General features: G+C 71.9%; 16 protein-coding genes. 8 read left to right on the top strand and 8 right to left on the bottom strand.

Annotated elements, in window-relative coordinates; translation table 11 throughout:
- The first annotated feature begins 11 nt into the window (after window positions 1–11).
- The 3 genes from C9J49_RS05830 to C9J49_RS05820 are packed head-to-tail and all read left to right on the top strand — an operon-like array spanning window position 12 to window position 2,492.
- Entirely contained in the window at window positions 12–992 is a 981-nt protein-coding gene (locus C9J49_RS05830; RefSeq protein ID WP_046079264.1) for a 2-dehydro-3-deoxygalactonokinase, read from the top strand.
- A gap of 16 nt (window positions 993–1,008) precedes the next feature.
- Complete coding sequence (locus C9J49_RS05825) at window positions 1,009–1,620, top strand: 2-dehydro-3-deoxy-6-phosphogalactonate aldolase (protein ID WP_046079263.1); 612 nt, start codon at window positions 1,009–1,011, stop codon at window positions 1,618–1,620.
- Complete coding sequence (locus C9J49_RS05820; RefSeq protein ID WP_181454246.1) at window positions 1,617–2,492, top strand: SMP-30/gluconolactonase/LRE family protein; 876 nt, start codon at window positions 1,617–1,619, stop codon at window positions 2,490–2,492. The genes C9J49_RS05825 and C9J49_RS05820 overlap by 4 nt, the downstream gene beginning before the upstream one ends.
- Window positions 2,493–2,498: 6 nt before the next feature.
- Here C9J49_RS05820 and C9J49_RS05815 read toward each other — a convergent pair whose 3' ends face one another.
- Window positions 2,499–3,362, bottom strand: a complete 864-nt coding sequence (locus tag C9J49_RS05815) for a MurR/RpiR family transcriptional regulator (protein ID WP_046079261.1) — start codon at window positions 3,360–3,362, stop codon at window positions 2,499–2,501.
- A gap of 229 nt (window positions 3,363–3,591) precedes the next feature.
- On the opposite strand from C9J49_RS05815, the gene zwf reads away from it, so the two are divergent.
- The 4 genes from zwf to C9J49_RS05795 all read left to right on the top strand — a co-directional run bounded on the left by zwf (window position 3,592) and on the right by C9J49_RS05795 (window position 7,217).
- Window positions 3,592–5,100, top strand: coding sequence for a glucose-6-phosphate dehydrogenase (gene zwf, locus C9J49_RS05810; RefSeq protein ID WP_107182229.1), 1,509 nt, complete (start codon window positions 3,592–3,594; stop codon window positions 5,098–5,100).
- Window positions 5,101–5,126: 26 nt separating this feature from the next.
- Window positions 5,127–5,792, top strand: a complete 666-nt coding sequence (gene pgl, locus C9J49_RS05805) for a 6-phosphogluconolactonase (protein ID WP_107182230.1) — start codon at window positions 5,127–5,129, stop codon at window positions 5,790–5,792.
- Window positions 5,793–5,821: 29 nt separating this feature from the next.
- A complete protein-coding gene (locus tag C9J49_RS05800; RefSeq protein WP_026068526.1) occupies window positions 5,822–6,484 on the top strand; it encodes a bifunctional 4-hydroxy-2-oxoglutarate aldolase/2-dehydro-3-deoxy-phosphogluconate aldolase in 663 nt (220 codons plus the stop codon).
- Between the two features lie 289 nt (window positions 6,485–6,773).
- Complete coding sequence (locus tag C9J49_RS05795; protein ID WP_107182231.1) at window positions 6,774–7,217, top strand: hypothetical protein; 444 nt, start codon at window positions 6,774–6,776, stop codon at window positions 7,215–7,217.
- A 75-nt stretch (window positions 7,218–7,292) separates the two neighbouring features.
- Here the strand turns inward: C9J49_RS05795 and C9J49_RS05790 are convergent, their stop codons facing one another.
- The 3 genes from C9J49_RS05790 to ptsP are packed head-to-tail and all read right to left on the bottom strand — an operon-like array spanning window position 7,293 to window position 12,906.
- A complete protein-coding gene (locus C9J49_RS05790) occupies window positions 7,293–9,044 on the bottom strand; it encodes a PTS fructose-like transporter subunit IIB (protein ID WP_107182232.1) in 1,752 nt (583 codons plus the stop codon).
- Window positions 9,041–10,015: a 1-phosphofructokinase gene (gene pfkB, locus C9J49_RS05785; RefSeq protein WP_107182233.1), complete on the bottom strand. Its 975-nt coding sequence runs from the start codon at window positions 10,013–10,015 to the stop codon at window positions 9,041–9,043. The genes C9J49_RS05790 and pfkB overlap by 4 nt, the downstream gene beginning before the upstream one ends.
- On the bottom strand, window positions 10,015–12,906 hold the full coding sequence (ptsP, locus tag C9J49_RS05780; RefSeq protein WP_107182234.1) for a phosphoenolpyruvate--protein phosphotransferase: 2,892 nt from the start codon (window positions 12,904–12,906) through the stop codon (window positions 10,015–10,017). Before ptsP ends, pfkB begins: the two co-directional genes overlap by 1 nt.
- Window positions 12,907–13,122: 216 nt before the next feature.
- Here ptsP and cra point away from each other — a divergent pair, with 216 nt between their 5' ends.
- Window positions 13,123–14,130, top strand: a complete 1,008-nt coding sequence (gene cra, locus C9J49_RS05775; protein ID WP_046079253.1) for a catabolite repressor/activator — start codon at window positions 13,123–13,125, stop codon at window positions 14,128–14,130.
- Between the two features lie 16 nt (window positions 14,131–14,146).
- Here cra and C9J49_RS05770 read toward each other — a convergent pair whose 3' ends face one another.
- Genes C9J49_RS05770 through glk form a run of 4 tightly spaced genes read right to left on the bottom strand, consistent with a single transcriptional unit; the run spans window position 14,147 to window position 18,007 of the window.
- Window positions 14,147–15,103 carry a carbohydrate kinase gene (locus tag C9J49_RS05770; protein WP_107182235.1) on the bottom strand — a complete coding sequence of 319 codons (957 nt, stop codon included), beginning with the start codon at window positions 15,101–15,103 and terminating at the stop codon, window positions 14,147–14,149.
- Window positions 15,104–15,134: 31 nt separating this feature from the next.
- Window positions 15,135–16,010, bottom strand: coding sequence for an aldo/keto reductase (locus tag C9J49_RS05765; protein WP_046079251.1), 876 nt, complete (start codon window positions 16,008–16,010; stop codon window positions 15,135–15,137).
- Complete coding sequence (locus tag C9J49_RS05760) at window positions 16,007–16,996, bottom strand: D-hexose-6-phosphate mutarotase (protein WP_107182236.1); 990 nt, start codon at window positions 16,994–16,996, stop codon at window positions 16,007–16,009. Before C9J49_RS05760 ends, C9J49_RS05765 begins: the two co-directional genes overlap by 4 nt.
- Window positions 16,997–17,038: 42 nt before the next feature.
- Window positions 17,039–18,007, bottom strand: a complete 969-nt coding sequence (gene glk, locus C9J49_RS05755) for a glucokinase (protein WP_107182237.1) — start codon at window positions 18,005–18,007, stop codon at window positions 17,039–17,041.
- Window positions 18,008–18,100 lie beyond the last annotated feature (93 nt).

Below are 18,100 nucleotides of genomic sequence, written 5' to 3'. Positions count from 1 at the left end.
GCGAGGCCGAGATGACTCAAGCGATTTCCGCACGGCTGGCCTGGGTCGCCGTCGACTGGGGCTCCAGCAACCTGCGCGCCTGGGCCATGGACGCGGGCGGTGAGGTGCTGGCCGAGGCCGAGGCCGCCCGAGGCATGCTGGGCCTGGCCCCGGCCGACTATGAGCCGGCGCTGCTGGCCGCCATCGGCGACTGGCTGCCGGCCGAGGGCCGCATCACGGTGCTGGTGTGTGGCATGGCCGGCGCCCGCCAGGGCTGGCGCGAGGCGCCGTACCGGCCGGTACCCACCGCGCTCGATGCCCTGGCCGAGGGCGCGGTGAGCCCGGCCGTCGACGATTCTCGCCTCGACGTGCGTCTGCTGCCCGGTCTGTGCCAGGGCGCGGACGCCGGCGGCTTCGACGTGATGCGCGGCGAGGAGACCCAGCTCGCCGGCCTGGCGGCCCTCGAGTCCGGCGTCTCCGGCCTCGTTTGCCTGCCCGGCACCCACGCCAAGTGGGCGACCCTCGACAGCGGCCGGGTCGAGCGTTTCCATACCTACATGACCGGCGAGCTCTATCGCCTGCTGGCCGAACGCTCCGTGCTGGCCCACTCGCTCTCCGAGGACGACCTCGAGGACTCGGCCTGCCGCGAGGCCTTCAGCGCCGCGGTGGCCGAGGCCGCCGCCGCACCGGAGGCCTTCACCCGGACGCTGTTCGGGCTGCGCGCCATGGACCTGCTCGACGATGCCCTGCCGAGCGGCGAGGCCCGCGGCGCCGTGCTGGCGGCCCGGCTCTCCGGGCTCGCCATCGGCCTGGAGCTGGCCGGCGCCTGTGGCGAGCTGGCCGCAGGCCAGAGCGTGCGGCTGATCGGCGGCGAGGCGCTGTGCCGCCGCTACGCCCTGGCGCTCTCGGCACTGGGCCACTCAAGCGAGATCATCGCCAACCGGCGCGCGGTGCTGGCCGGCCTCGGGCTGGCTCACGCCGCCCTCGCGCACGATGCCCTTGACCATGACTGAACAGGAGTCTTGTCCCATGTCCCTTCCGCTGATCGGTATCCTGCGCGGCATCACCCCCGACGAGGTGGTCGAGGTCGGCGAGGCGCTGCTCGCCGCCGGCCTCGACCGCCTCGAGGTGCCGCTGAACTCCCCCGAGCCGCTGGAGAGCATCCGCCGCCTGGTGCAGGCGCTGGGCGATCGCGCCGCTGTGGGCGCCGGCACCGTGCTGACGCCCGAGCAGGTGCATGATGTGCATGCCGTCGGCGGCCGGCTGATCGTGTCGCCCAACTGCCGCCCAGCGGTGATCGAGGAGACCCGCCGGCTGGGCATGGCGTCCTATCCCGGCATCGTCACGCCTTCCGAGGCCTTCGATGCCCTGGATGCGGGCGCCACGGCGCTCAAGCTGTTCCCGGCGGTGCAGGTCGGCCTCGAAGGGATGAAGGCGGTGCGCGCGGTGCTGCCGGCGGGGACCGAGCTCTATGCCGTGGGCGGCATCGGCGTCGACAACTTCGCCCAGTGGCGGGCCGCCGGCGTCGACGGCGCCGGGCTCGGCAGCGCTCTCTACCAGCCCGGCCTCGGCGCCGAAGAGGTCGGCGAGCGGGCGCGCAAGCTGGTCGAGGCCTGGCAGGCCGCGGATCCGACGGCATGAGTAATGTGGCGCGTGTGGCGGTGGCCAGCGGCTGCGAGCTGGGCGAGGGGCCCCAGTGGCACGCGGCGTCCGGCCGCCTGGTGTGGTGCGACATCCTCGGCCAGCGGCTGCACTGGCTGGAGGTGGAAAGCGGCGAGACCGGCACGATCGAGCTCGATCACATGGCCTCGCTGGCCGCGCCGCTGGACGACGGCGGAATGCTGGTGGTGGGCGAGGATCGCCTGAGCCGCCTGGATCTCGCTAGCGGCGCGATCGAGCGGCTGATGGGCTTCGAGGGCGACAACGCCGTCACCCGCAGCAACGACGCGCGGGTGGATCGTCACGGCAGCCTGTGGCTGTCGAGCATGGGCAAGGGCGCCGAAAGCGGCGCCGGCAGCCTCTACCGGCTGCATCGCGGCGAGCTTTCGCGGCTCAGGAGCGGGCTGACGATTCCCAACGCGATCTGCTTCTCGCCCCGGGGCGAGCACGCCCACTTCGCCGACACGGCCCGCGGCATCGTCTATCGTTGGGCGCTGGACGCCGAAGGCTGGCCGGTCGGCGAGCCCGAGCCCTGGGTGGACTTCACTCAGCGCGAGGGCAATCCCGACGGCGCGGTGATCGACGCCGAAGGTGCCATGTGGCTGGCGCTGTGGGGCGCCGGCAAGGTGGTGCGCCTGGACCGCGAGGGCCGCGAGATCGGCGCCATTGTCCTTCCTACCTCCCAGCCCTCCTGCCCGGCCTTCGGCGGCCCGGGGCTGGCCTCGCTCTACATCACCACCGCCCGCGAGGGCATGAGCGCCGAGCAGCGGGCCCGCGAGCCCGGGGCCGGCGACCTGTTCGTCGCCGAGCTTGCGGTGCGGGGGCTCGCCGAGCCGACGCTGCGGCTCGGCTGAGCCCTCTCAGCCTGCGTCGCCCATCGGATAGCGGGTCTCGCGCAGGCTGTCCTTGATCTTCTTCAGATGGGGCAGGAAGTCCTCGCCGCGGCGCAGGGTCACGCCGGTGGCCAGCACGTCGATCAGCGCCAGCTGGATCATGCGCGAGGTCATCGGCATGTAGTGGTCGGTGTCCTCCGGCGCCGAGACCGCCAGGGTCTCGGTGCACTCGTCGGCCAGCGGCGAGTCCGGCGCGGTGATGCCCAGCACCACGGCGCCGTTGTTGCGTGCGAGCTGGGCGATGTCGACCAGCTCGCGGGTGCGCCCGGTGTAGGACAGGATCACCACCACGTCGCCGGTGTGGCAGGCGGCGGCGATCATGCGCTGCATCAGCACGTCGATATAGGCCGACACCGGGATGTTGAAGCGGAAGAACTTGTGCTGGGCGTCCTGGGCCACGGCGCCCGAGGCGCCCAGGCCGAAGAAGTGCAGCTGCTTGGCCTGGGTCAGATAGTCGACCACGCGCTCGACCCGGGCCGGGTCGATCTCGCGTCGGGCGACGTCCAGGGCGGCGATGGTGGCGCCGAAGATCTTGCCGGTGTACTCGCCCGCCGCGTCGCCGGGTTCCACCGCCTGGCTGACATAGGGCGTGCCGCCGGCCAGACTCTGTGCCAGCTTGATCTTGAAGTCCGGATAGCCCTTGGCGTCGAAGCTGCGGCAGAAGCGGTTGACCGTGGGCTCGCTGACCGAGGCCGCATGGGCCAGGCTGGCGATGCTCATGCTGGTGGCGGCGGTCGGGTCGGCGAGGATGACGTCGGCGACCTTGCGTTCGGATCGGTTGAGCTCATCGAGGCGACGGCGAATGCGGTCCAGCAGATCGTGACTGACCATGCGCGGGGGAGTCTCCGTGAGGCGGTTGCGGCGTCGTTCGCCGCCGGTGTGTCGATATGATGTGGTGATTTAACTACATTATGTCCACTATCCTAGCGCGCGCGGGCGGGTAACGGCCAGCCGTGACCGCTCGGACCTCTCCATATTTAGTAGTAAATTTACAGAAGTTTTTGGAGATGGTCGGCGCAATAGGCTATTATTTTGTTAATTTAACCAGATGAGGGTGGTCATGAGCCAACACAAGCGGCCCCAGGAAGGACGCTCCTTCGGCGACCTCGGCACGGCAATCGATCTGGCCCTGTTCGGCGCGCTGGGCGATCTGGCCCAGCGCAAGCTCTTCCCGGCGCTCTTCCACCTGGAGCGCGAGGGGCTGCTCGATCCTTCCACGCGGCTGTTGGGGCTGGCCCGACAGGAACTGGATGTCGACGCCTTCAAGGCGCGGGTCGAGAAGTCCTTGAAGACCTACGTCAAGGCCGAGGAACTCGATCGCGAGGTGCTGGGACGCTTCATGGCACGGCTCGACTTCCTGCAGCTCGACTTCACCCAGCCCGAAGGCTACGCCGCCATCCGCGAGTGGCGCCAGGGCGCCGAGCAGCCGATGGTGATCTACCTGTCGGTGGGCGCCAAGATCTACGGTGACATCTGCCGCAACCTGGACGCCAGCGGCAGCCTCGACGCCTCGAGCCGCGTGGTGGTGGAGAAGCCGATCGGCTACGACCTGGAATCCTCGGCCGAGGTCAACGATGCCATCGGTTCGGTGTTTCCCGAGTCGAGCATCTACCGCATCGACCACTATCTGGGCAAGGAAACGGTCCAGAACCTGATCGCGCTGCGCTTCGCCAACCCGCTGTTCGGCACCCAGTGGAACCAGAACCATATCTCCCACGTGGAGATCACGGTGGCCGAGAAGGTCGGCATCGAGGGGCGCTGGGGCTACTTCGACGAGGCCGGCCAGCTGCGCGACATGGTGCAGAACCACCTGCTGCAGCTGGTCTGCCTGATCGCCATGGACCCGCCGGCCAACCTCGACGCCGACGCCATCCGCGACGAGAAGGTCAAGGTGCTCAAGGCGCTCAAGCCGTTCACCGACGAGATGCTGGGGCGCGACGTGGTCCGCGGCCAGTACATCGGCGGCACCATCGACGGCCAGACCGTGCCGGGCTACCTCGACGAGGAAGGCGCCAACACCTCGAGCCACACCGAGACCTTCGTGGCCATGAAGACCGAGGTGGCCAACTGGCGCTGGGCGGGCGTGCCGTTCTACATCCGCACCGGCAAGCGCATGCCGGCCAAGATGTCGCAGATCGTCATCCACTTCCGTCAGCAGCCGCACTACATCTTCGATCCGGACCAGCGCGACCTGGCCGCCAACAAGCTGGTGATCCGGCTGCAGCCGGAGGAGGGCATCGCGCTGGAGGTGCTGACCAAGGACAGCGGCCTGGACAAGGGCATGCGTCTGCGCCGCGGCCCGCTGCACCTGGACTTCAACAGTGCCTTCCCCAAGGCGCGGATTCCGGACGCCTACGAGCGTCTGCTGCTCGAGGTGATGAAGGGCCAGCAGTACCTGTTCGTGCGCCGCGACGAGGTCGAGCATGCCTGGCAGTGGTGCGACAGCCTGATCGAGGCCTGGAACGACCGCGCCGAGGCACCGCGCCGCTATCCGGCCGGCTCCTGGGGCCCGGTGGCCTCCATCGCCATGATCACCCAGGACGGCCGCAGCTGGTATGAAGACTACTGAGACCGGCAGGAACGAGGACGATTGAGATGAGCCAATCCCGTGAGCAACTGGCCCGGCAGCTCGCCGAGGCCGTGGCCGAGGCCCTTCGGGCCGACCTGGCCGAGCGCGAGCGCGCCCTGCTGGTGGTGTCCGGCGGCTCCACCCCGGTGCCGTTCTTCGAGGCCCTGGCCGCCATGGACCTGCCCTGGTCCCGGGTCGACGTGACCCTGGCCGACGAGCGCTGGGTCGCCGAGGACGCCGACGACAGCAACGCCCGCCTGGTGCGCGCCCACCTGATGCAGGGGCCGGCCGCCGCGGCCACCTTCGTGCCGCTGACCAGCGCCGCCGCTACCCCCGAGGAGGGCGTGGCCGAGGTCAGCGAGCGCCTCGCGGCGCTGACCTGGCCGGCCAGCGTGGTGATCCTGGGCATGGGCGGCGACGGTCACACCGCCTCGCTGTTCCCGGACAGCCAGGAGCTCGGCCTGGCGCTGTCCACCGCCGATTCGGTGGTGGCGGTGCGCACGCCGAGCCAGCCCCAGCTGCGCATCACCCTGAGCGCCGATCGGTTGCACCGCTGCCCGCGTCACTTCCTGCACATCACCGGCGAGGAGAAGCGCACGGTGCTCGGCCGTGCCCTGGCCGGCGACGACACCCGGGCGCTGCCGATCCGCGCCTTCCTGGCCGGCCCGCTCGGCATCTACTGGGCGCCCTGAGCCCCGGACCCCTTTCTGGAGCCATGACCATGACCATCGACAAACAGCTGCCTTCCACCCGCACCACCGAGATCGACAGCATCTGCCTCAAGGCCGAGGTGATCCCGGTGCTCGCCATCCAGCGTGTGGAAGATGCCGTGCCGCTGGCCACCGCCCTGGTCGAAGGCGGCCTCAGCGTGCTCGAGGTGACCCTGCGCACCGACTGCGCGCTGGAGGCCACCCGCCGCATCAAGGAGGCGCTGCCCCAGGCCAGCGTCGGCATCGGTACCGTGCTGACCCCGGCGCAGTATCGCCAGGCCGAGCAGGTCGGCGCCGACTTCGTAGTGACCCCGGGCACCACCGAGGCGCTCTATCGCTACGGCGTGGAAAGCCCGGTGCCGATGCTGCCCGGCGTGGCCACCGTCTCCGAGCTGATGATCGGCTGGCAGTATGGCTATCGCCGCTTCAAGTTCTTCCCCGCCGAGGCCAGCGGCGGCGTCAAGGCGCTCAAGGCCTTCGCCGGTCCGATCCCCGAGGCGCGCTTCTGCCCGACCGGCGGCATCAGCCTGGACAACGCCGGCGACTACCTGTCCCAGCCCAACGTGATGTGCGTGGGCGGCTCCTGGCTGACGCCGAAGTCGCTGGTCGAGGCCGAGGACTGGAACGCCATCCGCCGGCTGGCCCAGGAGGCCGCGGAGCGCTTCCACCACTGATTCTTTCGATCGACCCATCGGGTTCTCTCTCGACAGCCGTTGGCTGTCCTTGCGCCCCGGCCTTCATGGCCGGGGCTTTTTTGTGGCCTGCACCACGGACGATCAGGAGCGGGCGTGCCGCGTCCACGGCGGTGCGCTGCTCGTGCTCCCGGGGTATCGACATACGTCTTGGTCACGTGAAATCAGCGTGATGGAGAAGTTGGAAAAAGTTGGCCCGCCGCTTGCTTGGTCTGGGTGACGTCGCTTGCGTCGCGGCGCCCGTCCCTTCGACAACACGAGGAAGCGACCCATGAACGATATCGCCCCGCTTACCCTGCTCGCCCAGGATCGGCTGACGCTGGCCAGTGGCCTCGAGAGTCGGGATCTCGAGCGCTACCGCCGCCTCGCCCGGGCGCTGGCCAAGCGCCACGCCGACATCAGCCGCGTGGTGGCCGATCTCGGCGCCGAATGCGAGCAGCAGCTCGAGGCCCTGACCGAGGCCGCCGAGCGCATGGAGCTGACCGCCTGCGTCAGCCGCGACGAGACGCCTGCGATTCCCCCGGTCGAGGCCATGGGCATCGACAAGGCGCTGAAGGAGGCACTGGACGCCGCCGACGAGGCCAGCCGGCTGTCGCGCCTGCTGCTGGACACCAACGCCACGCCGGAGCTCGAGACGGCCCTGCTGGCCTTCGCCCGCCACAAGCAGCAGGAGTGCAGCCAGCTGCGCGAGTGTCTCTCGGTCCACGTGAAGTAGTCGCCTCTCGCCCGAACGAGGACGCCCCGGCAGGGAAGACCTGCCGGGGCGTCCGTCGTTGGTGGGGGCGTCGCGTCAGGCGCTGGCTTCGACCGCCACCGACTGGCCGCCGCGCTTGATCGCCGCGTAGCCCAGGCCGGTGATCAGCGAGCCGATGACGATCGCCGCCAGGTATAGCAGCACCGGCGTGATGGCGTTGGGGATCAGCAGCACGAAGATGCCGCCGTGGGGGGCCATCAGCTTGGCGCCGAACAGCATCGACAGCGCGCCGGTCACCGCGCCGCCGACCATGCTGACCGGGATCACCCGCAGCGGGTCCTTGGCGGCGAAGGGAATGGCGCCCTCGCTGATGAAGCAGAAGCCCAGCACGAACGATGCCTTGCCCGCCTCGCGCTCCGGCTCGGAGAACTTCGACTTGGCCACGAAGCTCGAGATTCCCATGCCGATCGCCGGCACCATGCCCGCGGCCATGATCGCCGCCATGGGCGCGTAGGTCTCGGAGGCCAGCAGGCCGACGCCGAAGGTGTAGGCGGCCTTGTTCACCGGCCCGCCCATGTCGAAGCACATCATGGCGCCCAGCAGCCCGCCGAGCAGCAGGGCGTTGGTGGAGCCCATGTTCTCGAGGAAGGTGGTCAGCCCGGAGAGGATCGCCGCCACCGGCTCGCCGACCACGTAGATCATCACAAGGCCGGTCACCAGGCTCGCCACCAGCGGAATGATCAGGATCGGCTTGAGCGACTCGACGCTGGCCGGCAGCTTGACGTAGCGGGTCACCGCCTTGGCCACGTAGCCGGCCAGGAAGCCGGCCAGGATGCCGCCGATGAAGCCGGCGCCGATCTCGGAGGCCAGCATGCCGCCGATCATGCCCGGGGCGATGCCGGGGCGGTCGGCGATGGAGTAGGCGATATAGCCGGCCAGCACCGGCACCATCAGCGCGAAGGCCGTGCCGCCGCCGATCTGCATCAGCGCCGCGGGCAGGGTGCCTTCCTCCTGGAAGGCCTCGATGCCGAACACGAACGACAGCGCGATCAGCAGGCCTCCGGCGACCACCATCGGCAGCATGAAGGACACCCCGGTCAGCAGGTGCTTGTAGACGCCCTTCTCCTTGAGGCTCTTCCTGGCCTCGCCGCCTGCCGCCGGGGCGCTGCCGTCTTCCACCGTGGCCTCGGCCAGCGCCGCCTCGATGGTCGGCCTCGGCTGCTTCAGCGCGCTGCCGGTGGAGGTGCGATAGATCCGCTTGCCGGCGAAGCGGGTCGGGTCGACCTCGATGTCGCAGGCCAGGATCACCACCTCGGCGTCACGGATCTCCGCCTCGGTCAGCTGGTCCTGGGCGCCTACCGAGCCCTGGGTCTCGACGCGGATGGGATGGCCCAGCGCCTTGCCGGCCTCGGCCAGGGCCTCCGCCGCCATGAAGGTATGCGCGACCCCGGTGGGGCAGGCGGTGACGGCGACGATCGGCCGGCCGACGGGCGCGCCGGTCTCGGGCGCCAGAGTGGCATGGGTCTCGCCGCCGGGCACGAAGGCCTCGGCCTCGCGCCGGGCGCGCTCGAGGAAGCCGCCCGGGTCGGGCAGCGCCTGGTCGATGGTCGCGCGGAACAGCGGCTTGCCCTTGAAGCGCTGCGGGTCCGGCACGTGGTCGGCGGCGACGACGACCAGGTCGGCGGCTTCGATGGCTTCGGCGGATACCGGCCGCACCGGCTCCAGCTCGCCGTGCATCTCCACGGTGGTCTGCCAGCCCAGCCGCTCGGCGGCCTGCTCGAGGCGCCGGGCGGCGAGGAAGGTGGTGGCCATGCCGCTGGGGCAGGCGGTGATGAGGATGGCGTTCATGCGAGGGCTCCCCCGGCGTCGTCGCCGCCAAGGCGGTGGACGCGCGTCTGTTGTTGGAGTGACGGGAAATCGGCGGCGCGGGCGTCGCCCACGCCGACATGGCGGACCGCCTCGGCGGACAGCGCGGTGGCCAGGCGCAGTGCCGCGTCGGGCGCGTGCCCTTCGAGCACGCCGTGCAGCAGCGCGGCCAGCAGGGTGTCGCCGGCGCACACGGTGCTGGCCACGGTCATGGCCGGCGGCAGCGCCTGCCAGGCGCCGCGGCGGCTGACCCACAGCACGCCCTCGGCGCCGGCGGAGAGCACCGCCTCCTCGATGCCGGCCGCATGCAGCCGGCGGGCGGCGTCGAGGCGAGCCGCCTCGCTGTCGAGGGGCATGCCGGCCCAGGCGGCGAGCTCCTGCTCGTTGGGCTTGACCGCGGTGGGGCCGGCGGCGATGGCGGCCTCGAGGGCCGGGCCGCTGGTATCGACCCACACCGGCAGGCCGGCGCCGCGCAGCCGCGCGATCAGCTCGGCCAGCGCCTCGGGCGTGACGCCGGGCGGCAGGCTGCCGGCGATCACCACCGCCTCGGGGCAGCGGGCGTCATCGGCGGCCAGTGCCTCGAGGCGGTCGAGCAGGGCCTGCCAGGCGGCCTCGTCGATGGTCGGCCCCGGGCCGTTGACGTCGGTGACCCGGCCGTCGGCCTCGGCCAGCTTGGCGTTGATGCGGGTCTCGCCGGGCACGCGCAGGAAGGCATCCTCGAGCCCCTCGACCTCGAAGGCGCGCAGGAAGGGGCCGTCGTTGTCGGCGCCGAGGAAGCCCGAGACGCGGACGTCGTGGCCGAGGGCGGAAAGCACCCGGGCCACGTTGACGCCCTTGCCGGCAGCTTCCAGTTGGGTCGCGGTCGTGCGGTTGACCTCGCCGGGCGCCAGCCGCTCCAGCGACACCGAGAGGTCCAGGGCGGGATTCAGGGTCAGGGTCAGCAGGCGAGCCATCAGCGGGCCTCCAGGGCGTCGCGGACCGCCTCGCCGGTGGCCTGGGCCAGCGCCAGCGTGGCCTGGGCGCGGGCCTCCTCGAGGTCGAACTCGCGCAGCCGTGCCTTGACCAGCGGCACCTGGCGGGCGCTGACCGAGAGCTCGTCGACGCCGAGGCCGACCAGCACCGGCACCGCGGTGGCATCACTGGCCAGCTCGCCGCACACCCCGACCCACTTGCCCTCGGCGTGGGCCGCGGCCACGGTCATCTCGATCAGCCTGAGCACCGACGGGTGCAGGCCGTCGGCCTGGGCCGAGAGCTCGGGATGGTCGCGGTCGATGGCCAGGGTGTACTGGGTCAGGTCGTTGGTCCCGACCGAGAAGAAGTCGACCTCGGCGGCCAGGGTCGACGCCAGCAGGGCGCTGGAGGGGACCTCGATCATCACCCCGAGCTGGACGTCGTCGCTGCGCTCGCCGGCGGGGATCTCCTCGAACAGCCGGTCGAGGATGGCGCGGGCGGCGCGGAACTCGGCCACGTCCTTGACCATCGGCAGCATGATGCGCAGCGGCCGGGCGTCGCGTTTCGGCTCGGCCGAGGGCGCGGCGGCCATCAGCAGTGCCTTGAGCTGGGTCTCGAGCACCTCGGGTTTGGTCAACGCCAGGCGAATGCCGCGCAGGCCGAGGAAGGGGTTGCTCTCCTGGGGCACCGGCCAGTAGGGCAGCGGCTTGTCGCCGCCCACGTCCAGGGTGCGGGCCACCAGCGGGCGGCCGTCGAGGGCGTCGAGAGCCTCGCGGTATTCGCCGATCTGGGTCTCCAGGCCGGGCATCTCGGCGTGGGCCATGAACACGAACTCGGTGCGCAGCAGGCCGACGCCCTCGGCGCCGCGCTCCACGGCATCGGCGGCGTGGGCGGTGTTGCCGAGGTTCGAGGCCACCTCGACGCGATGGCCGTCGCGGGTCCGGGCCGGCTCGAAGCGGGCCTCCCAGGCCTCGGCCTCGCGGCGGCGGCGCTCGGCCAGGCGCTGTTCGGCGGCCTGGCGGCGCTCGGCGGCGGGGGCCGGGGTCACGCGGCCGCGTTCGCCGTCGAGGATCAGCTCGGTGCCGCTGGCAAGCGTCAGGATGCGCTCGCCGGCGCCGACCACGGCGGGGATGCCCAGCGCCCGGGCCAGGATGGCGCTGTGGGCGGTGGCGCCGCCGCGGGCGGTCAGCAGGCCGCGCACGCGGCTGGTGTCGAGGCGAGCCACGTCGGACGGGCCGATGTCGTCGGTGACCAGGATGTAGGGATGATCCGGCGGCTCGGGCATCTCGACCCGGCACAGGATGCCCAGCACGCGGCGGCCCACGTCGCGCAGGTCGGCGGCGCGTTCGGCGAGCAGCTTGTCGGCCAGGCGCTCCTGGGCCTGGGCGGCGGTGTCGATGGCCTCCCACCAGGCGGCCTCGGCGGAGGCGCCCTCGTCGATGCCCTCGCGGGCGGCCTGGTGGAGCTCGGGATCGCCGAGCATCTCCTCGTGCATCGACAGGATCTGCGACACCTCGCCGCCGCGGGCCTGGCCGATCAGCGCCTCGAGCTGCTCGCCGCCCTCGCGGATGGCGTCGTCGAGCCGACGGCGCTCGGCGGCGGGGTCGGCGGCGCGGGCCGGGTAGTCGAAGCTCGGTGTGGTCAGCACGAAGGCCGGGGCGATGGCCAGGCCCGGCGAGGCGGCCACCGCGGGGTGGGCGACGTCGTCGGCCAGCGGCTCCAGCGCCGGGGCATCCTCGGGCTCTGTCGCCACCGGCTCGCGATAGGCGTCGAAGGGCTCGACGTGTTCGCCGAGGCCGTCTTCCACGGCCCGGCAGACGGCGTCCAGCGCGGCCTCGGCGCCGTCGCCCTCGGCGGTGAAGATCAGCTGCTGGCCGCGGCGGGCGCCGAGGTTGATGACCTTGGTCAGGCTGGCGGCCGAGACGGCCTCGCTGCCGCCCTCGGCCAAGCGCACGCGCACCGCGATGCCCTGGGCGCGGGCGACCTGGATCAGCTGCTTGGCCGGGCGGGCGTGCAGGCCGTGGGCGTTGAGCACCGTGACCAGGCGCTGGCGGGCGGCGGCGGATTCGCCGGCCAGCCGCGCCAGCAGGGCGTCGGCGTCGAGGCGGTGCAGGGTCTCGGGGGCGTCGCTCTCGAGCAGTGCGAGGATGCGCTCGAGCAGGCCGCGGTGGGCCTGGCCCTGGGCCGCGAGGCAGAACACGCCCTGTACCGGGGCGCCGTCGGCCTGCAGCGGCTCGGCCGGGGTGGCCAGCGCCAGCGCCGGCACGCCGACGCCGCGCTCGCTGGTCACCAGCCACAGGCCGCGGCCCAGGGCGCGCGGGGCGGTCTCGGCCACGGCGGCGACGAAGGCGGCGTCGACGCACTCGGCCTGGCGCAGGCGGGCGGCGCCGGCCAGCGCCAGCTCGCCATGGTCGCGGGCGGGGAAGCCCAGGCACAGGGTGTCGGCGTCCAGCCGGGCCTCGACCACCGCCTTGGACAGTAGCTCGGCGATCTCGGCGGCGCGCTCGGCGCCGGCCAGGCGTTTGGCGATGTCGTCCTGATCCAGCACGTGGGTCAGCTGGCGCAGGATGTCGAGGTGCTCGTCGCTCTGGGCGGCGATGGTCACCAGCACGTGGACGCGCTGGCCGTCGTGCCACTCGATGCCCTCGGGGAACTGCAGCACGCGCACGCCGGTGGCGCGCACGTGCTCGCGGCTCTCCGGGGTGCCGTGGGGAATGGCGATGGCGTTGCCGAGGAAGGTCGAGGACTGGGCCTCCCGGGCATGGAGGCCGTCGCGATACTCGGGGGCGACCAGGCCGGCGGCGTGCAGCGATTCGGCGGCCTGATCCAGCGCGTCGCGCCAGTGCTCGGCGCGACAGCCGAGCAGGACGTCATCCTGGCGTAGGGTCAACATCGATGTCTCCGGTTCGTCGGGAGCGACGCCGGGCCATTCCATGGTTCCCGGGGCGTTGCGGTGGCTTGTGCGGGCAAGGTGAATCGTGTCACCTTCGATGACACGAATGCTGGAACGCTTCATCCGGCTTGGCAAGTCCAGATGTCTACGACTTTGGCAGGGGATGGTGGCGCGGCACTCCCGCGTAGAATGCCTCGTCCAGTCTAGGGGGAATCCATGACGCTCGCGGAAATCGCTCGTCTGGCCGGCGTGTCACGCACCACGGCCAGCTATGTCATCAACGGCCAGGCCGAGAAACGGCGCATCAGCCAGGACACCGTCGACCGGGTGATGGCGGTGGTCGAACACCATCGCTATCGGGTCGATCCCCAGGCGGCCGCGCTGCGCCGCGGCTCCAGCCGAACCCTGGGGCTGATCGTGCCGGACCTGGAGAACGTGACCTACGCGCGGCTGGCCAAGCGGCTGGAGCGCGGCGCCCGGGAGGCGGGCTACCAGCTGCTCATCGCCGGCTCCGACGACCGGCCGGAGGTCGAGCGCGACCTGGCGCTGGCGCTGCGCGCGCGGCGCTGCGAGGTGCTGATCACCGCCAGTAGCCTGCCCATGGACGATCCCTTCTACGCCGAGCTGCAGGCCGAGGGGCTGCCGGTGGTGGCCGTCGACCGCGGCTTCGACGCCGAGCGCTTCGCCAGCGTGGTCAGCAACGACGCCGAGGCCGCCGAGCGGCTCGCCGCCTCGGTGCTGTCGCCCGAGACGTCGCGGGCGGTGTGGCTGGATGCGGTGCCTTGGCTGTCGATCACCCGGGAGCGGCGTGGCGGCTTCCAGCGGGCCTTGGCGGGCCGCGAGGCGGCGGCCCTCATCCTCTCCGGCGAGCGCTACGACCGCGCCGAGGGCGCCCGGCTGATGCGCCGGGTGCTCGACGAGCACGGCCTGCCGGAGGCGCTGGTCACGGCATCCTATTCGCTGTTCGACGGCGTGCTCGACACCCTGCTCGAGGCCGGCGGGCTGCCGGACTCGCTGCGCCTGGCGACCTTCGGCGACAGCCGGCTGCTGGAGTTCCTGCCGGTGGCGGTCAACTCCGCCGAGCAGGACCACGACCGCATGGCCGAGGCGACGCTTGAGAGCGCGCTGGCGGCCGCCCGAGGCGAGGGGGCCCCGGGCCGGCGGGCGGTGCCGCGGCGGATGCGCTGGCGCGCGGGAGAAGCGGGGGAGAGCGCCGCCTCCTGAGGAGGCGGCGACGCGATCAGGCCGAGGCGAGGTCGTCCCGGGTCGGCAGGGCAACATAGCTGCCCGGGCGGGTGACGGCGTGAGCGCCGCAGCGGCAGGCGAAGGCCAGCGCGCTTTCCAGGCGTTCGTTGTCCTGGTGCCAGCCCTCGGCGAAGCCCTGCTCGGACAGTGCGGCCAGCAGCCCGCCGATAAAGGCGTCTCCTCCCGCCGTCGTGTCGACGGGATTGACCTTCGGCGGGGTGACCGCGAGCGTCTGCTCCGCGCTCAGGGCGCGCACCGGGCCGCCGCCGTCGGTGATCACCGCGAGCTTGACCCCGGCCGCCAGGCGCTCGGCCAGCCAGTCGTCCTCGGGATGATCGCCGCGCAGGTCGTCGACCTCCTCGCGGGACAGCTTGAGCAGGTCGGCGCTGTCGAGCAGCCGGGTGACCAGGGCGCTGTCGGCGTGGCCCTCGGCCCAGAGGTTGTGGCGCAGGTTGGCGTCGACGCTGACCAGGCAGCCGGCCCGGGCCGCCATCTCGGCCATCGCCAGGGTGGTCTCGGCGATCTCCGGGTCGGTCAGGCTGTTGCTGCACAGGTGCAGGATCGCCGGTTCGGCGAACACGCCGGCCGGCAGGTGCTCCAGGCGATAGAGCAGGTCGGCGGCGGGCGGCCGGTAGAAGTCGAAGGTGCGTTCGCCCTCGGCGTCGCGGGAGACGAAGGCCAGCGCGGTGCGCGCCTCGCGGGTGCGCGTCACGCCGGAGACGTCGACGCCCTGGGCGGAGAGCTCGGCGGCGAGGAAGTCGCCGAAGTGGTCGTCGCCGAGCATGCCGAGGAAGCGGCTGGGCACGCCGAGCCGGGCGCAGGCCACGGCGACGTTGGCCGGAGCGCCGCCGGCGTAGGGCGTGAAGGTCTCAGGCGTGCGGTCGTCGGCGTCGCCCAGGCGGCTGGAGAGCATGTCGACGAGGGCTTCACCGAAGGCGATAACGGGCAGCATGGTAAGGATCCTTGTGATGAAGGGGGCGGGCTCAGGCCACCTCGTGACCGCGGACGGCCTCGAGCAGGGCGAACCAGGCCGGACGCGACAGCTCGAGCGAGGCGTCCCGGTACAGCGTCTCGATGCGCTCGGGCTTGAGGCTGCCGATCACCGGCAGTGGCCGCCCGGGCAGGGCGCGCAGCCAGGCCAGGGCCAGTCCGGCGGGGCTGACGCCGTGGGCCTCGGCCTGGGAACGCAGCAGCGCGGCCGCCGGGCCGTCCAGCGCTCGGCCGCCGCCCAGCGGCGACCAGGCCATGGGGGCCTGGCCGTCGCCGATCACGGCATCGTAGAGGCCGTTGAACAGCGGCGCGCTATGGTCGAGCGACAGCTGCAGCTGGTGGGCCGACAGGCGACCGTGCATGCCGGCCTGCAGCCGGCGCCAGGCCTCCGGCAGGAAGTTGGAGACGCCGGCGGCGCCGATCTTGCCGGCCGCGATGGCGTCGTCCAGGGCGCGACCGGTGGCCTCGGCGTCCATCAGCGGGTCGGGGCGATGCAGCAGGAAGTGGTCCAGCCGCTCCACGCCCAGCCGCTCGAGGGAGGCGTCGATGGCCCGGGTCACGTAGGCCGGCGAGCTGTCGTAGTGCTTGACGGCGAACGTCGAGCCGTCGCGCTCGGGCGTGACGATATCGGTCTTGGTCACCACCCGCACTTGGCGGGTGAGCCCGGGGCGGGCGCGCAGCGCGTCGCCGAACAGGCGCTCGCCGGCGCGGTCGCCGTAGATGTCGGCATGGTCGAACCAGGTCAGGCCCTGATCGAGGCGCGCCTCGATCCAGTCGGCCAGTTGTTCGGCGGCGTGCAGCTCCGGCGCCTGGTGCAGGTTCATCATGCCCAGGGCGAAGGGTGCCTCGAAGGTCGCGGCGTGGCTCATGCGTCGGTCTCGAGCGAGAGGGTGGTGCCCAGCAGGTGCTGGGCGCCGGGCACCAGCCACACCGGGTCGAGCCGGGTGTTGGCCGACTCGACGCACAGGAAGTGGCCGGCCGCGGCGGCGGAGGTATCGGCCGGGCGTTCGTCGCCGGGATGCCAGATCACCGCGGAGTCGCTGCCCTGGCGGGCGATGCGCAGGCGGCGGTGGCCGTCGTCCAGCGTCAGCTCGGCGTTGGTGTGGTAGATGCGGTCGAGGCCGCCGCGCACGCCCAGCTCGCCCTGCTGCTCGCGCTCGGCGAAGTCGGCGAGCTTGTCCAGGTAGCGGGCGCCGGCCAGCCCCTCGACGCGGCAGGCCTGCACGTCGGCCACCGCCAGATAGCTGTGCAGGGCGCCGGTGATCTTGACCGGGGTCTCGCCGCGGTGCTCGGTGATCAGCTCCACGTGCAGGCGATTGGCGTTGGCCTGGATCACCGCCCGCGGCACCAGCTGGGAGTGCAGTCGCTCCAGCGGCGAGAGGTGCAGCTCGACGCCTTCCTCGTGCTCGTCCACGGCGTCGAGGCGCCAGTCGGCCTTGCGCGCCGGGCCGTGCATCGGGCCGGAACGGTCCTCGGACTCGTCGGCGGTGTTCTCGTCGGCAAACCACGGCCAGCACAGCGGAATGCCGCCGCGGATGGCCCCGGGCAGCGCCTGGGGCGTGGGCGTGACCCACAGCCAGCCGCCGGCCACCAGGGCTTCCTCGTCTTCGCCGCTCGTAGCGTCCGGCGATGCGGAAGCGCCTGCGGCTTGCGCGTCGTCGGGCGCATTAGAAGTCGAGCCTTCAGCGGTCGCGTCTTCGGGCGCGGGTAAAAAGTGAAGCACCTGGGCGCCCTGAAGCGACACCACGAGCTCACCCCAGGCCTCATTGGCCAGCCACACCTCGCGGCCGGCCCATTCGGCGCGGCGCTGTCCGTCGGTGGCGTCCAGCAGGGCGCGCAGGGATGCGGGAATCATGCGATCTCCTCCATACGGGCCGATCGACGCCTCTGCGTCGAGCTATTCGACCTCTTCATTGTGCAGGGCCTCGGCGGCGCCCAGCAGTCCCGTCCAGGGCGCGGTGACCACCTGGACCGGAATGTCGGCGTTGTAGCCGTTCATGCGGCCCTTGTCGGCGAAGGCCTCGCGGAAGCGGCTCTGCGGCAGCCAGTCGAGCAGCCGCGGCAGGATGCCGCCGCACAGGTAGACCCCGCCCCGGGCACCGAGGGTGAGCGCGGCGTCGCCGCTGACGTCGCCGAGGATCTTCAGAAAGCGCAGCAGGGTATCACGCGCCACGGCGTCTCCGCTCGCGGCCGCCTCGGTGACCTCGGCGGGTGAGTCGCAGGCCGGGTTGGCGCCCTTCAGCGAGCAGTGGGCCAGATAGAGGTCGAGCAGTCCCTGGCCGCACAGCAGCCGTTCCACGGAGATGCGGCCGTAGCGGTTGCGGAAGTGGCGCAGCAGGTTCTGCTCGCGCTCGTCGGTGGGCGCGAAGGTCACGTGGCCGCCCTCGGTGGGCAGCGGAATCCAGGCGTGACGACCGGGGAAGACGCCGGCCACGCCGAGCCCGGTGCCGGGGCCGATCACCAGCCGGGCGGCGTGGGGCACTGCCTCGCCGGGCTGCACCTCGACCAGCTCGTCCTCGGCCACGTGGGGCACGCCCAGGGCCTGGGCGGTGAAGTCGTTGATCGGCTTGAACAGCTCGAGCCCCAAGGCGTCCTTCACCTCGGCGCGGGTGAATGACCAGGGATTGTTGGTCATCTTGATCCGCTCGCCGTGGGTCGGGCAAGCGAAGGCCAGGCAGGCCTCGCGCGGGGCGTCGTCGCCCGTGGCGCCGACCCGTTCCAGGTAGTCGCGTATGGCCTCGACCAGGCCGGGGTAGTCGGCGCAGGGCAGGCTCAGGATGTCGTGGGGCTCGAAGCCCCCCGGGGTCACCAGGGCGAAGCGGGCGTTGGTGCCCCCGATATCGCCGATCAGTGCGGGTCGGGTCATCGTCGATTCGTCTCTACAATCAGTCATGCCGGTCGGGGCGGGTGCCTCCGCTCTCGATAGTCACACCGATCAGTGCGGGTCGGGTCATCGTCG

It is taken from the genome of Halomonas sp. SL1, from assembly GCF_003030865.2.
GTDB lineage: Bacteria > Pseudomonadota > Gammaproteobacteria > Pseudomonadales > Halomonadaceae > Halomonas > Halomonas halophila.
Note: the sequence above shows the minus strand (reverse complement) of the source record. Positions and strands in the feature narration are given on the sequence as shown.

Coding starts and splice junctions, on each gene's coding strand:
- C9J49_RS05770 (WP_107182235.1), bottom strand. CDS start 15,103: ATGCTGCCCGTTATCGCCTTCGGTGAAGCCCTCGTCGACATGCTCTCC.
- C9J49_RS05820 (WP_181454246.1), top strand. CDS start 1,617: ATGAGTAATGTGGCGCGTGTGGCGGTGGCCAGCGGCTGCGAGCTGGGC.
- C9J49_RS05815 (WP_046079261.1), bottom strand. CDS start 3,362: ATGGTCAGTCACGATCTGCTGGACCGCATTCGCCGTCGCCTCGATGAG.
- C9J49_RS05790 (WP_107182232.1), bottom strand. CDS start 9,044: ATGAACGCCATCCTCATCACCGCCTGCCCCAGCGGCATGGCCACCACC.
- C9J49_RS05765 (WP_046079251.1), bottom strand. CDS start 16,010: ATGAGCCACGCCGCGACCTTCGAGGCACCCTTCGCCCTGGGCATGATG.
- C9J49_RS05825 (WP_046079263.1), top strand. CDS start 1,009: ATGTCCCTTCCGCTGATCGGTATCCTGCGCGGCATCACCCCCGACGAG.
- C9J49_RS05760 (WP_107182236.1), bottom strand. CDS start 16,996: ATGATTCCCGCATCCCTGCGCGCCCTGCTGGACGCCACCGACGGACAG.
- pgl (WP_107182230.1), top strand. CDS start 5,127: ATGAGCCAATCCCGTGAGCAACTGGCCCGGCAGCTCGCCGAGGCCGTG.
- C9J49_RS05830 (WP_046079264.1), top strand. CDS start 12: ATGACTCAAGCGATTTCCGCACGGCTGGCCTGGGTCGCCGTCGACTGG.
- zwf (WP_107182229.1), top strand. CDS start 3,592: ATGAGCCAACACAAGCGGCCCCAGGAAGGACGCTCCTTCGGCGACCTC.
- pfkB (WP_107182233.1), bottom strand. CDS start 10,015: ATGGCTCGCCTGCTGACCCTGACCCTGAATCCCGCCCTGGACCTCTCG.
- cra (WP_046079253.1), top strand. CDS start 13,123: ATGACGCTCGCGGAAATCGCTCGTCTGGCCGGCGTGTCACGCACCACG.
- C9J49_RS05800 (WP_026068526.1), top strand. CDS start 5,822: ATGACCATCGACAAACAGCTGCCTTCCACCCGCACCACCGAGATCGAC.
- glk (WP_107182237.1), bottom strand. CDS start 18,007: ATGACCCGACCCGCACTGATCGGCGATATCGGGGGCACCAACGCCCGC.
- C9J49_RS05795 (WP_107182231.1), top strand. CDS start 6,774: ATGAACGATATCGCCCCGCTTACCCTGCTCGCCCAGGATCGGCTGACG.
- ptsP (WP_107182234.1), bottom strand. CDS start 12,906: ATGTTGACCCTACGCCAGGATGACGTCCTGCTCGGCTGTCGCGCCGAG.